Annotated in this window: 13 protein-coding genes; 11 read left to right on the top strand and 2 right to left on the bottom strand. The window is 57.4% G+C overall.

Going from position 1 to position 13,228, the window contains the following annotated elements:
• Nucleotides 1–10: 10 nt before the first annotated feature.
• Together tkt and tal are read right to left on the bottom strand one after the other, a co-directional pair.
• Nucleotides 11–2,005 carry a transketolase gene (gene tkt / locus KI228_RS16000; RefSeq protein ID WP_061069791.1) on the bottom strand — a complete coding sequence of 665 codons (1,995 nt, stop codon included), beginning with the start codon at nucleotides 2,003–2,005 and terminating at the stop codon, nucleotides 11–13.
• A 20-nt stretch (nucleotides 2,006–2,025) separates the two neighbouring features.
• Nucleotides 2,026–2,976 carry a transaldolase gene (tal, locus tag KI228_RS15995; protein WP_044256900.1) on the bottom strand — a complete coding sequence of 317 codons (951 nt, stop codon included), beginning with the start codon at nucleotides 2,974–2,976 and terminating at the stop codon, nucleotides 2,026–2,028.
• A 274-nt stretch (nucleotides 2,977–3,250) separates the two neighbouring features.
• Here tal and maeB point away from each other — a divergent pair, with 274 nt between their 5' ends.
• The 11 genes from maeB to eutG all read left to right on the top strand — a co-directional run bounded on the left by maeB (nucleotide 3,251) and on the right by eutG (nucleotide 13,135).
• Nucleotides 3,251–5,530 (top strand): NADP-dependent oxaloacetate-decarboxylating malate dehydrogenase, encoded by a 2,280-nt coding sequence (gene maeB / locus KI228_RS15990; RefSeq protein ID WP_044264854.1) that lies wholly within the window; start codon nucleotides 3,251–3,253, stop codon nucleotides 5,528–5,530.
• Nucleotides 5,531–5,689: 159 nt separating this feature from the next.
• Nucleotides 5,690–6,025, top strand: a complete 336-nt coding sequence (gene eutS, locus KI228_RS15985; protein WP_042999878.1) for an ethanolamine utilization microcompartment protein EutS — start codon at nucleotides 5,690–5,692, stop codon at nucleotides 6,023–6,025.
• 13 nt (nucleotides 6,026–6,038) lie between these two features.
• Complete coding sequence (eutP, locus tag KI228_RS15980; RefSeq protein ID WP_061069792.1) at nucleotides 6,039–6,518, top strand: ethanolamine utilization acetate kinase EutP; 480 nt, start codon at nucleotides 6,039–6,041, stop codon at nucleotides 6,516–6,518.
• Complete coding sequence (gene eutQ, locus KI228_RS15975) at nucleotides 6,496–7,188, top strand: ethanolamine utilization acetate kinase EutQ (protein WP_061069793.1); 693 nt, start codon at nucleotides 6,496–6,498, stop codon at nucleotides 7,186–7,188. The genes eutP and eutQ overlap by 23 nt, the downstream gene beginning before the upstream one ends.
• Nucleotides 7,185–7,988, top strand: a complete 804-nt coding sequence (gene eutT, locus KI228_RS15970; RefSeq protein WP_042999881.1) for an ethanolamine utilization cob(I)yrinic acid a,c-diamide adenosyltransferase EutT — start codon at nucleotides 7,185–7,187, stop codon at nucleotides 7,986–7,988. The genes eutQ and eutT overlap by 4 nt, the downstream gene beginning before the upstream one ends.
• Nucleotides 7,985–9,001, top strand: a complete 1,017-nt coding sequence (gene pta, locus KI228_RS15965; RefSeq protein ID WP_042999882.1) for a phosphate acetyltransferase — start codon at nucleotides 7,985–7,987, stop codon at nucleotides 8,999–9,001. Before eutT ends, pta begins: the two co-directional genes overlap by 4 nt.
• Before the next feature lie 36 nt (nucleotides 9,002–9,037).
• The gene (gene eutM / locus KI228_RS15960) at nucleotides 9,038–9,328 is read left to right on the top strand and encodes an ethanolamine utilization microcompartment protein EutM (RefSeq protein ID WP_000387720.1); all 291 of its coding nucleotides are present in this window, start codon (nucleotides 9,038–9,040) and stop codon (nucleotides 9,326–9,328) included.
• Nucleotides 9,329–9,405: 77 nt separating this feature from the next.
• Complete coding sequence (gene eutN / locus KI228_RS15955; protein WP_042317652.1) at nucleotides 9,406–9,693, top strand: ethanolamine utilization microcompartment protein EutN; 288 nt, start codon at nucleotides 9,406–9,408, stop codon at nucleotides 9,691–9,693.
• 11 nt (nucleotides 9,694–9,704) lie between these two features.
• The gene (locus KI228_RS15950; protein ID WP_061069794.1) at nucleotides 9,705–11,108 is read left to right on the top strand and encodes an aldehyde dehydrogenase family protein; all 1,404 of its coding nucleotides are present in this window, start codon (nucleotides 9,705–9,707) and stop codon (nucleotides 11,106–11,108) included.
• A 10-nt stretch (nucleotides 11,109–11,118) separates the two neighbouring features.
• The gene (eutJ, locus tag KI228_RS15945; protein ID WP_042999884.1) at nucleotides 11,119–11,958 is read left to right on the top strand and encodes an ethanolamine utilization protein EutJ; all 840 of its coding nucleotides are present in this window, start codon (nucleotides 11,119–11,121) and stop codon (nucleotides 11,956–11,958) included.
• On the top strand, nucleotides 11,948–13,135 hold the full coding sequence (gene eutG, locus KI228_RS15940) for an ethanolamine utilization ethanol dehydrogenase EutG (RefSeq protein WP_042999885.1): 1,188 nt from the start codon (nucleotides 11,948–11,950) through the stop codon (nucleotides 13,133–13,135). The genes eutJ and eutG overlap by 11 nt, the downstream gene beginning before the upstream one ends.
• Nucleotides 13,136–13,228 lie beyond the last annotated feature (93 nt).

Genomic DNA, 13,228 nt, shown 5'->3' with positions numbered 1-13,228 from the left:
GTTGCAGACATCAGGCGTTCAAAACCTTGTGTGCTTTCTCCACAATGTTCTCCACCGTAAAGCCGAAGTAAGGGAACAGCTTCTCTGCTGGCGCGGATTCACCGTAGCCGGTCATCCCGACAATCGCCCCTTTTAAGCCCACATATTTGTACCAGTAATCGGCAATACCGGCTTCGACCGCGACGCGCGCGCTGACGTTCGATGGCAGCACCGACTCGCGGTATGTCTCGTCCTGGGCATCGAAAATATCCGTTGAGGGCAGCGATACCACGCGGACGTTACGCCCTTCGCCGGTCAGTTTCTCCGCGGCCTGCAGGGTAATCTCCATTTCTGACCCGGTGGCAATCAGAATGATATCCGGTTTGCCGCCGCTGTCTTTCAGCACGTAGCCACCGCGGGCGATCGCTTTCACCTGCTCCGGCGTGCGTTCAACCTGCGCCAGGTTTTGTCGTGACAGGATCAGCGCCGTGGGGCCATCATGGCGCTCGACCGCCAGCTTCCAACCCACCGCGGCTTCAACCTGATCGCACGGACGCCAGGTGCTGAAATTGGGCGTCAGACGCAGGCTAGCAAGCTGTTCCACCGCCTGGTGCGTCGGACCGTCTTCCCCGAGGCCAATAGAATCGTGGGTATAGACCATGATTTGCCGCGCCTTCATCAGCGCCGCCATACGCGCCGCATTACGCGCATATTCAACGAACATCAGGAAGGTGGCGGTATAGGGCACGAACCCGCCATGATGGGCGATACCGTTGGCGATGGCGGTCATGCCAAATTCGCGCACGCCGTAGTGAATGTAATTGCCCGCCAGATCTTCTTTCAGTGAGGTCGAGCCTTTCCAGATTGTCAGGTTGCTCGGCGCCAGATCCGCCGAACCGCCTAACAGCTCCGGCAAGAGCGGACCGTAGACGTTGAGAGTATTTTGCGATGCCTTGCGGGTGGCGATTTTGGCGGGGTTCGCCTGTAACTCGTTGATGTATTTCTGTGTGGTTTTTTCCCACGCCTCTGGCAGACCGCCGGTCATGCGGCGTGTGAACTCCGCGGCCAGTTGCGGGTGCGCTTTCTGGTAAGCGGCGAATTTTTCGTTCCAGTGCTGTTGCGCTTTCTCGCCTTTTTCGCGGGCGTCCCAGGCGCGATAAATCTCTTTCGGGATCTCAAATGCCGGATGGTGCCAGCCGAGTTTTTGGCGGGTCAGCGCCACTTCTTCTTCGCCCAGCGCCGCGCCGTGGGATTCCTCTTTCCCTGCTTTGTTCGGTGAGCCAAAGCCGATCACCGTGCGGCAGATAATCAGCGACGGTTTGTCCTTCACGCTCTGCGCTTCTTGAATCGCTCTCTTCACCGCTTCCGGGTCGTGGCCATCAATCTCGTGGACGACATGCCAGTGGTAGGCCTCAAAGCGTTTGGCGGTATCATCGGTAAACCAGCCGTCGGTTTCACCATCAATGGAGATACCGTTGTGATCGTAAAAACCGATCAGCTTGCCCAGCCCCAGCGTTCCCGCCAGCGAACAGACCTCATGCGAAATGCCTTCCATCAGGCAGCCGTCACCCATAAACACATACGTGAAGTGATCGACAATCTCGTGGTCCGGCTGGTTAAACTGTGCCGCCAGCGTGCGTTCGGCAATGGCTAAACCGACGGCGTTCGCCAGCCCCTGGCCCAGCGGCCCGGTGGTGGTTTCCACGCCTGGCGTATAGCCGATTTCCGGGTGGCCTGGCGTTCTGGAATGCAACTGGCGGAAGTTTTTCAACTCTTCAAGCGGCAGGTCATAGCCTGACAGATGCAGCAGGCTATAGAGCAGCATAGAAGCGTGACCGTTCGAAAGAATAAAACGATCGCGATCGTACCAGGTTGGATCGGTCGGGTTGTGCTTAAGAAAATCGTTCCACAGCACTTCGGCGATATCCGCCATTCCCATCGGCGCGCCGGGGTGACCGGAATTGGCTTTCTGAACAGCGTCCATACTGAGCGCACGAATGGCATTGGCAAGGTCTTTACGGGACATAGAACACTCCGTGGCAAGGTTTAGAGTTTGGCCGCAAGCAGGTCTTCCAGTTTGCGTTGGTCAACGGCGAACAGACGGATACCGTCAGAGAGTTTCTCTACCGCCATCGCATCCTGGTTATGCTCCCAGCGGAATTCAGCTTCGCTCATGGGGGCGGGACGATGGAAGGTTTGCGAAGACGGCACCAGCTTGCGCACGACCGGTTCTTCTTTTTCCTGTAATTCTTTCAGGAGATTGGGGGCAATCGTCAGGCGATCGCAGCCGGCCAGCGCCAGGATCTGCTCAGTGCGGCGAAAACTGGCGCCCATGACGATGGTGTCATAACGATGCTGTTTGAAGTAATCGTAGATATTGCGCACCGACTTCACGCCGGGATCTTGCTCGACAACGTACGGGTCCATGGGGCTGCGCGCCTGATACCAGTCATAGATGCGCCCGACAAACGGAGAGATCAAAAAGACGCCCGCTTCAGCGCAGGCGCGGGCCTGAGCAAAGGAAAACAGCAGCGTCAGGTTGCAGTTAATTCCCTCTTTCTCTAACGCTTCTGCCGCGCGAATACCTTCCCATGTGGAGGCCAGTTTGATCAGTATGCGGGATTTATCGATCCCCTGCTGCTGGTACAAATCCACCAGGTGGCGGGCCTTGTCGATACTCTTTTGTTGATCGAAGGAGAGGCGGGCATCCACTTCGGTCGACACGCGTCCCGGAATGCTTTTAAGAATTTCCGCACCAAAATTGACCGCCAGTTTGTCGCAGGCTTCGGCAACCTGCTGTTCCTGGGTTTTACCCCGCTGCTTTCCCCAGCGGATCGCATCGTCAATCAGATGCGCGTAGTGCGCCAGGCCAGCGGCTTTCAGCAGCAGGGAAGGGTTGGTGGTGGCATCCTGGGGTTGGTAATGACGAATAGACTCAATATCGCCGCTGTCGGCCACGACAGTGGTGAATTGTTTGATGCCGTCTAACTGGTTCATAGGAAATACTCCTTGAAAAGTAACGTGTTAGGTGAGTGCTTAAAATCACACTTCTGAGAAATTCATGATGTGCACCACAAAAAAGCATAGCAGACAGGCATGGTATTGCTGGCTTAAGCAGGTAACATGGTTGTTATGAGTTGATTACGAAATCTTTATTTAAGTCGTGATAGTTTGGGGACCTTCAAAGTTTGCGTCCCGCAGTGCGGTGATAATGTGCGACGCACCTGGCTGCGCGTGACTTTTTTGAACGATACGTGAAAGGAACAACAAGATGGATGACCAGTTAAAGCAAAGCGCCCTTGATTTCCACGAATTCCCGGTACCTGGTAAAATCCAGGTTTCTCCGACCAAGCCCCTTGCCACGCAGCGCGATCTGGCGCTGGCCTACTCGCCGGGCGTCGCGGCACCTTGTCTTGAAATCGAAAAAGACCCGCTGGCTGCGTATAAATACACCGCGCGTGGCAACCTGGTTGCCGTTATCTCTAACGGGACGGCGGTGCTGGGCTTAGGCAATATCGGTGCGCTGGCCGGTAAACCGGTCATGGAAGGCAAAGGCGTTCTGTTTAAGAAATTCGCCGGTATTGATGTGTTCGATATCGAAGTCGATGAGCTCGATCCGGACAAATTTATTAACGTCGTTGCCGCGCTGGAACCGACGTTCGGCGGGATCAACCTGGAAGACATCAAAGCGCCGGAGTGTTTCTACATCGAACAGAAACTGCGCGAACGCATGAATATTCCGGTGTTCCATGACGATCAGCACGGCACCGCGATCATCAGTACCGCCGCCATTCTTAACGGCCTGCGGGTGGTAGAGAAAAATATCTCCGACGTGCGGATGGTGGTATCCGGCGCGGGCGCGGCGGCGATCGCCTGTATGAACCTGCTGGTGGCGCTGGGAATGCAGAAACACAACATTGTGGTCTGCGACTCCAAGGGCGTTATCTACAAAGGTCGCGAGCCGAATATGGCTGAAACCAAAGCGGCCTACGCGGTAGATGATGACGGCAAACGGACGCTGGATGACGTTATTGACGGCGCGGATATTTTCCTTGGGTGTTCAGGCCCGAAAGTGCTGACCCAGGAGATGGTCAAGAAAATGGCCCGCGCGCCGATGATTCTGGCGCTGGCTAACCCGGAACCGGAAATTCTGCCGCCGTTGGCAAAAGAGGTGCGTCCGGACGCCATCATCTGTACCGGCCGTTCCGACTACCCGAACCAGGTCAACAACGTCCTGTGCTTCCCGTTCATTTTCCGTGGCGCACTGGACGTTGGCGCGACGGCAATCAACGAAGAGATGAAGCTGGCTGCGGTCCATGCCATTGCCGAACTGGCGCATGCCGAGCAAAGCGAAGTCGTGGCCTCGGCCTATGGCGACCAGGATCTGAGCTTCGGCCCGGAATACATCATTCCAAAACCGTTCGACCCGCGTCTGATCGTTAAAATTGCGCCAGCGGTTGCCAAAGCAGCAATGGATTCCGGCGTGGCAATGCGTCCCATTGCCGACTTTGACGCTTATGTCGACAAGCTGACGGAATTTGTCTACAAAACTAACCTGTTCATGAAGCCGATTTTCTCGCAGGCACGCAAAGCACCGAAGCGTGTCGTGTTGCCGGAAGGGGAAGAGGCGCGTGTGCTGCACGCAACGCAAGAACTGATCACGCTGGGTCTGGCGAAGCCGATCCTGATCGGCCGTCCGGGCGTAATCGAAATGCGCATTCAAAAACTGGGGCTGCAGATCAAAGCAGGCGTCGATTTTGAGATCGTCAACAATGAATCCGATCCGCGCTTTAAAGAGTACTGGAGCGAGTACTACCAGATTATGAAGCGTCGAGGCATTACCCAGGAGCAGGCGCAGCGTGCGGTGATCGCCAACACCACGGTGATTGGGGCGATTATGGTACAGCGCGGTGAAGCGGATGCGATGATCTGCGGCACTATCGGTGATTACCATGAACACTTCAGCGTGGTGAAAGCGGTGTTTGGCTACCGTGAAGGCGTCCATACCGCCGGGGCGATGAACGCGTTACTGCTGCCGAGCGGCAACACCTTTATTGCCGATACCTACGTCAATGACGATCCTGAGCCGGAAGAGCTGGCGGAAATCGCCGTGATGGCGGCGGAAACCGTGCGTCGCTTTGGTATCGAACCGAAAGTGGCGCTGCTGTCGCATTCTAACTTTGGTTCGTCCAACTGTCCGTCTGCCGGCAAAATGCGCGCCGCGCTGGAGATTATCAAAGCACGTGCGCCTGACCTGATGATTGACGGCGAAATGCATGGTGATGCCGCGCTGGTGGAAAGCATTCGTAATGACCGGATGCCGGACAGCCCGCTGAAAGGCTCGGCCAATATTCTGGTGATGCCGAATATGGAAGCGGCGCGTATTAGTTACAACCTGCTGCGCGTTTCCAGTTCGGAAGGGGTCACTGTTGGGCCGGTACTGATGGGGGTCTCGAAACCCGTTCATGTATTAACGCCGATCGCCTCTGTTCGTCGAATTGTTAATATGGTCGCGCTGGCGGTGGTTGAAGCACAAACACAGCCGCTGTAATTTTACTTTAATTAATTCCGGCGCGGGTTTTTCCCGCGCCTTTTTATTTTCCGCGTATTAGTGATCCACTTCACCTTTTAAATCACCTTGCCGAATTTTGTTATTTACCCTGACAAAAAATTGCCACGATAAGCCCAGTCTTAACACAGGCGGTGAGCAATGGATAAAGAACGCATCATTCAGGAATTTGTGCCGGGCAAACAGGTCACGCTGGCGCATCTCATTGCGCATCCAGGTGAAGAACTGGCGAAAAAGATCGGTGTTCCCGAAGCTGGCGCTATCGGCATTATGACCCTGACGCCGGGTGAAACGGCCATGATTGCCGGCGATCTGGCGATGAAGGCGGCTGACGTACACATCGGTTTTCTCGACAGATTCAGCGGCGCGCTGGTGATCTACGGCTCGGTTGGCGCGGTAGAAGAGGCCTTATTGCAAACGGTCAGCGGGCTGGGTCGGTTATTACATTTCACGCTCTGCGACCTGACGAAAAGCTAATTTTGAGGTGCTCATGAAACGTATTGCGTTTGTTGGCACTGTCGGCGCGGGAAAAACAACGCTTTTTAATGCATTACAGGGAAATTATTCCCTCGCCAGAAAAACCCAGGCCGTGGAATTTAATGAAAATGGCGATATCGATACGCCGGGGGAATATTTTAGTCATCCCCGCTGGTATCACGCCTTAATTACCACGCTGCAGGATGTAGATACGTTGATTTATGTCCATGCGGCCAATGACAAAGAAAGTCGCTTACCTGCCGGGCTGTTAGATATCGGTGCCAGTAAACGACACATCGCCGTGATCAGCAAAACGGATATGCCGGATGCCGACGTAACCGCAACGCGGGAATTACTGCGCGGAATTGGGTTCCAGGGGCCGATTTTCGAGCTCAACAGCCATGACCCGCAAAGCGTGCAGCACCTGGTGGACTATCTGACTGAGCTCAGCCAAAAGGAGGAAGGGGCAGGTGAAAAAACTTATCACAGCTAACGATATACGTGCGGCGCACGCACGAGGCGAACAAGAGATGTCGGTGGTGCTGCGCGCCAGCATCATCACTCCGGAAGCCCGTGAAGTCGCGGAGTTACTGGGCATCACGATTGTGGAGCGCGAGGGATCCGCGCCAACGGCAGCGTGCAGTGTCGACGAGGCCAAATCTGAAACCCAGCGCATTCGTGAAACTATCATCGCGCAACTACCAGAAGGGCAGTTTACCGAGAGTCTGGTTTCACAGCTGATGGACAAGGTGCTGAAGGAAAAACAGTCGCTGGAGCAGGGCGAGATGCAACCGGGTTTTCACTCGGTGACCGGCAAAGGCGGCATCAAAGTGATCGACGGCAGCAGCGTTAAGTTTGGCCGCTTCGATGGTGCGCAGCCACACTGCGTAGGCCTGACCGATCTCGTCACCGAGCAGGATGGCAGCAGTATGGCCGCCGGGTTCATGCAGTGGGATAACGCATTCTTCCCATGGACGCTGAACTACGACGAAATCGACATGGTGCTCGACGGTGAATTGCATGTGCGCCATGAAGGCGAAACGATGATCGCTAAAGCCGGGGACGTCATGTTCATCCCGAAAGGCTCGAGCATTGAATTTGGCACGCCGACGACCGTGCGCTTCCTGTACGTTGCGTGGCCTGCGAACTGGCAATCGGTATGAAAGATTTCATCACCGAAGCATGGCTCAGAGCGAACCATACGCTCAGCGAAGGGGCGGAAATCCATCTCCCCGCTGACGCTCGCCTGACGCCCTCTGCCCGCGAACTGTTGGAAGGGCGACATCTGCGCATCAAGTTTCTGGATGAGCAGGGCAGTCTGTTTGTCGACGACGAGCAACAGCAGCCGCAGCCGGTGCACGGGTTAACCAGTAGCGATACGCATCCCCAGGCCTGCTGTGAACTGTGTCGCCAGCCGGTGGCGAAAAAGCCTGACACCTTGACCCACCTGACGGCGGACAAAATGGTCGCCAAAAGCGATCCGCGTCTGGGCTTTCGCGCCGCGCTGGACAGCACCATCGCGCTGGCGGTGTGGCTGCAAATCGAACTGGCGGAGCCGTGGCAGCCCTGGCTGGCGGATATTCGTTCGCGGCTGGGCAACATTATGCGCGCCGATGCGATGGATGAACCCCTGGCGGCACAGTCCATCGTTGGGTTGAACGAGGATGACCTGCATCGTCTTTCCCATCAACCGTTGCGTTATCTGGAGCACGATCATCTGGTACCTGAAGCCAGTCATGGTCGTGAGTCCGCGCTGCTGAATCTGCTACGTACCAAAATTCGCGAGACGGAAACGATCGCCGCTCAGGTCTTTATCACCCGCGGATTTGACGTCCTGCGCCCGGATATTTTGCAGGCGCTGAACCGTCTCTCCAGCGCGGTCTACGTGATGATGATTCTGTGTGTCACCAAACACCCACTCACCGTCAACCAGATCCAACAGCGACTGGGAGGTGAACAATGATCATTGAACGCGCCCGTGAACGGGCTCAGCAGGCGCCGGCCCGGGTGGTCTTTCCGGATGCGTTAGACGAACGCGTGCTGAAAGCGGCGCATTACCTGCAACAGCACGGTCTGGCGCACCCCATTCTGGTGGCCAGTCCGTTCGCACTGCGCCAGTTTGCCCTCACACATCGGGTGGCGCTGGACGGTATTCAGGTTATCGACCCGTACAGCAATCTGGCGATGCGTGAAGCGTTCGCCCAGCGCTGGCTCGCCCGATCTGGAGAGAAAACGCCGCCGGATGCCCTTGAGAAACTCAATGACCCGCTGATGTTTGCTGCGGCGATGGTAAGCGCAGGCCAGGCGGATGTCTGTATCGCTGGCAACCTTTCATCCACAGCTAACGTGCTGCGTGCGGGCTTACGCATTATTGGCCTGCAGCCGGGATGTAAAACGCTGTCGTCCATTTTCCTGATGCTGCCGCAGTACGTCGGACCCGCGTTAGGGTTTGCCGACTGCAGCGTGGTGCCGCAGCCGACGGCGGCGCAACTGGCAGATATCGCGATCGCCAGCGCCGACACCTGGCGCGCCATCACCGGTGAAGAACCGCGTGTGGCGATGCTGTCATTCTCCAGTCAGGGTAGCGCCCGTCATCCCTGCGTGGCGAACGTGCAGCAGGCAACGGAGATTGTTCGCGAACGTGCGCCCACGCTACTGGTGGATGGCGAATTGCAGTTTGACGCCGCCTTTGTGCCGGAGGTCGCTGCGCAAAAAGCGCCCGCCAGCCCTTTGCGCGGTAACGCCAACGTGATGGTTTTTCCGTCACTGGAGGCCGGCAATATTGGTTACAAAATCGCCCAGCGTCTGGGAGGGTATCGTGCCGTCGGGCCGCTGATTCAGGGGCTTGCCGCACCGCTTCATGACCTTTCGCGAGGCTGTAGCGTACAGGAAATTATCGAACTGGCGTTGGTGGCAGCCATGCCGCGCCAGACTGACGTGAGACGCGAACGTGACTCACAAACCCTGGTTGTATAAATGGTCCCGTTCTGGACCCCATGAGAGGAAAACACAATGGAAGCTTTAGGAATGATTGAAACCCGGGGCCTGGTTGCACTGATTGAGGCCTCTGATGCGATGGTAAAAGCCGCACGCGTGAAGCTGGTTGGTGTGAAACAGATTGGCGGCGGTCTGGTGACTGCGATGGTTCGTGGCGATGTCGCGGCCTGCAAAGCAGCAACAGATGCCGGTGCCGCAGCGGCACAGCGTATCGGCGAACTGGTCTCCGTTCACGTGATTCCGCGTCCGCATGGCGATCTGGAAGAAGTCTTCCCGATCAGCTTCAAAGGCGACAGCAACATCTAAGCAGGACTGGGGGCCGGATGGCGCTGCGCTTATCCGGCCTACAGGATCGCAGCACAACGTAACCCACGGAGGCGGGTATGAAACTGGCAGTCGTCACAGGACAAATCGTTTGTACCGTACGCCATCAAGGACTGGCACACGATAAATTGCTGATGGTGGAGATGATCGATGCCCAGGGAAATCCCGACGGGCAGTGTGCCGTCGCCATTGACAGCATCGGGGCGGGAACCGGGGAGTGGGTGCTGCTGGTTAGCGGCAGTTCTGCTCGCCAGGCGCATCGCAGCGAAGCGTCCCCTGTCGATCTGTGCGTGATTGGTATCGTCGATGAAGTGGTGGCTGGCGGTCAGGTGATATTCCACAAATAGGACTGAACATCATGAATCAACAGGATATTGAACAGGTGGTGAAAGCGGTACTGCTGAAAATGAAAGACAGCAGTCAACCCGCGACCGCCGTTCATGAAATGGGCGTCTTTGCCTCCCTGGATGATGCGGTGGCGGCAGCAAAAGTCGCTCAGCAGGGGCTGAAGAGCGTGGCGATGCGCCAGCTTGCCATTCACGCCATCCGTGAAGCGGGCGAAAAGCATGCCAAAGAATTAGCGGAACTTGCCGTCGAAGAGACCGGCATGGGACGCGTCGACGATAAATTTGCCAAAAACGTGGCACAGGCTCGCGGGACGCCGGGCGTGGAGTGCTTATCGCCGCAGGTACTCACCGGCGATAACGGCCTGACGCTGATCGAAAATGCGCCGTGGGGCGTCGTCGCCTCAGTGACGCCATCTACTAACCCGGCGGCGACAGTGATTAATAACGCCATCAGCCTGATTGCCGCGGGTAACAGCGTCGTGTTCGCTCCCCATCCGGCGGCGAAAGGCGTTTCACAACGCGCTATCACACTGCTTAACCAGGCGGTGGTGGCGGCAGGTGGCCCGGAAAACCTGCTGGTGACCGTGGCGAACCCGGATATTGAAACCGCACAGCGGTTGTTTAAGTACCCAGGCATTGGTCTGCTGGTCGTCACCGGCGGCGAAGCGGTGGTCGACGCTGCCCGCAAACACACCAATAAACGTCTGATTGCCGCCGGTGCCGGTAATCCGCCGGTGGTCGTCGATGAGACGGCGGATCTGGCGCGGGCTGCACAATCCATCGTCAAAGGCGCTTCTTTCGATAACAACATCATCTGCGCGGATGAAAAGGTACTGATTGTCGTCGATAGCGTGGCGGATGAGCTGATGCGCCTGATGGAAGGCCAGCAGGCAGTGAAACTGAGCGCCGCACAGGCCGAACAGCTCCAGCCGGTGCTGCTGAAAAATATCGATGAACGCGGCAAAGGCACTGTCAGTCGTGACTGGGTCGGACGCGACGCGGCAAAAATCGCCGCCGCCATTGGCCTGCAAGTTCCGCCGCAAACCCGTCTGCTGTTTGTTGAAACGTCAGCCACGCATCCTTTTGCCGTCACGGAACTGATGATGCCGGTTCTGCCGGTGGTGCGGGTGGCAAATGTCGACGAGGCGATTGCGCTGGCGGTGCAACTGGAAGGCGGCTGCCACCATACCGCTGCGATGCACTCACGCAACATCGACAACATGAACCGGATGGCGAACGCCATTGATACCAGCATCTTTGTCAAGAATGGACCGTGCATTGCCGGGCTGGGGCTGGGTGGTGAAGGCTGGACCACCATGACCATCACCACGCCAACCGGAGAAGGGGTGACCAGCGCGCGTACGTTTGTGCGTCTGCGTCGCTGTGTATTGGTGGATGCGTTTCGAATTGTATAAGGGATGAATGATGGCGCACGACGAAGAAAATTGGCTCACGCCAAGACTGCAAAAAGCCGCTGACCTGTGTAATCAGGCGCCTGCGACGAGCGATTCCGCGCTGTGGCTGGGTGTTGATCTCGGCACCTGCGACGTGGTGTCGATGGTTGTCGACGGTGACGGACAGCCGGTCGCGGTGTGTCTTGACTGGGCTGACGTCGTGCGCGACGGCATCGTCTGGGATTTCTTCGGTGCGGTCACAATTGTGCGCCGCCATCTCGATACGCTCGAACAACAGCTCGGTAGCCGGTTTACCCACGCGGCGACGTCGTTCCCGCCGGGCACCGACCCGCGCATTTCCATCAACGTGCTGGAATCTGCCGGGCTGGAGGTCAGCCATGTGCTGGATGAACCAACCGCGGTCGCCGATCTGCTGCAACTGGATAACGCCGGTGTCGTGGATATCGGTGGCGGCACGACCGGGATCGCCATCGTCAAACAGGGCAAAGTGACGTACTCGGCGGATGAAGCGACGGGCGGCCACCACATTTCGCTGACGCTGGCCGGAAACCGGCGCATCGAGCTGGAAGAGGCCGAGCAGGTCAAGCGCAGCAACGCGCAGGAGATTTGGCCGGTGGTGAAACCGGTCTACGAGAAAATGGCGGAGATCGTTGCTCGTCATATCGAAGGACAAGAAATAGCCGATTTATGGCTGGCGGGCGGCTCTTGTATGCAACCGGGCGTAGAGGCGTTGTTTCGCCAGCGCTTTCCTGAACTCCAGGTACATCTGCCCCGGCATAGCCTGTTTATGACACCGCTGGCGATCGCCAACAGCGGGAGAGAGAAAGCGGAGGGAATCTATGCAAGCTGAATTGCAGACGGCGCTCTTTCAGGCATTCGATACCCTGAATCTGCAACGCATGAAAACGTTCAGCGTACCGCCGGTCACGCTGTGCGGGCTCGGGGCGCTCAGTTCCTGCGGACAGGAAGCGCAATCGCGAGGCTTAAGCCATCTGTTCGTGATGGTCGACAGTTTCCTGCATCAGGCGGGGATGACCGCGTCGTTAGAGCGCAGTCTGGCGATGAAAGGCGTGGCGATGACGGTCTGGCCGTGTCCGATGGGTGAGCCGTGCATCACCGACGTCTGCGCAGCGGTCGCCCAATTGCGCGAGTCAAAATGCGACGGCGTTGTTGCCTTTGGCGGCGGTTCGGTGCTGGATGCGGCAAAAGCTGTCGCCCTGCTGGTGACGAATCCACATCAGACGCTGGCCCAGATGACGGAATACAGCAGCTTACGCCCGCGACTGCCGTTGATTGCTGTCCCCACCACCGCCGGAACCGGATCGGAAACCACGAACGTAACGGTGATTATCGACGCGGCGACAGGACGCAAGCAGGTGCTGGCACATGCGACGCTGATGCCGGACGTGGCAATCCTTGATGCCGCGCTGACTGAAGGCGTACCGCCTCATGTGACGGCAATGACCGGGATTGATGCGCTGACGCACGCGGTTGAGGCATACAGCGCGCTGAATGCCTCGCCGTTTACCGACAGCCTGGCGATTGGCGCAATTGCAATGATTGGCAAATCGCTGCCGAAAGCGGTGGGCTACGGTCACGACCTCGCCGCACGGGAGAGCATGCTGCTGGCCTCCTGCATGGCAGGAATGGCGTTTTCCAGCGCCGGGCTGGGGCTGTGTCATGCGATGGCGCATCAGCCTGGCGCCACATTGCACATTCCGCACGGCCAGGCGAACGCCATGCTGCTGCCAACGGTGATGGGCTTTAACCGTATGGTGTGTCGCGAACGCTTTAGCCATATCGGACGCGCCTTGACCAATAAGAAAGCAGACGATCGCGACGCTATCGCCGCCGTCAGCGAACTGATTGCGGAGGTGGGCCTGAACAAACGGCTCGCTGATGTCGGCGCAAAACCAGAACACTACAGCGTCTGGGCGCAAGCCGCGCTGGAGGATATTTGTATACGCAGCAACCCACGCACCGCCACGCAGAGCAACATTATCGAGTTGTACGCGGCGGCACAATAAAAGCATACCAGGACGTAGGCCAGATAAGGCGTTCGCGCCGCCATCCGGCAAAACGCGACATCATTGCCTGATGACGCTGCGCTTATCCGGTCT

This window comes from Citrobacter amalonaticus, assembly GCF_018323885.1.
GTDB lineage: Bacteria > Pseudomonadota > Gammaproteobacteria > Enterobacterales > Enterobacteriaceae > Citrobacter_A > Citrobacter_A amalonaticus.
The sequence above is the reverse complement of the archived record's forward strand: the minus strand, read 5'-3'. Positions and strand labels throughout refer to the sequence as shown.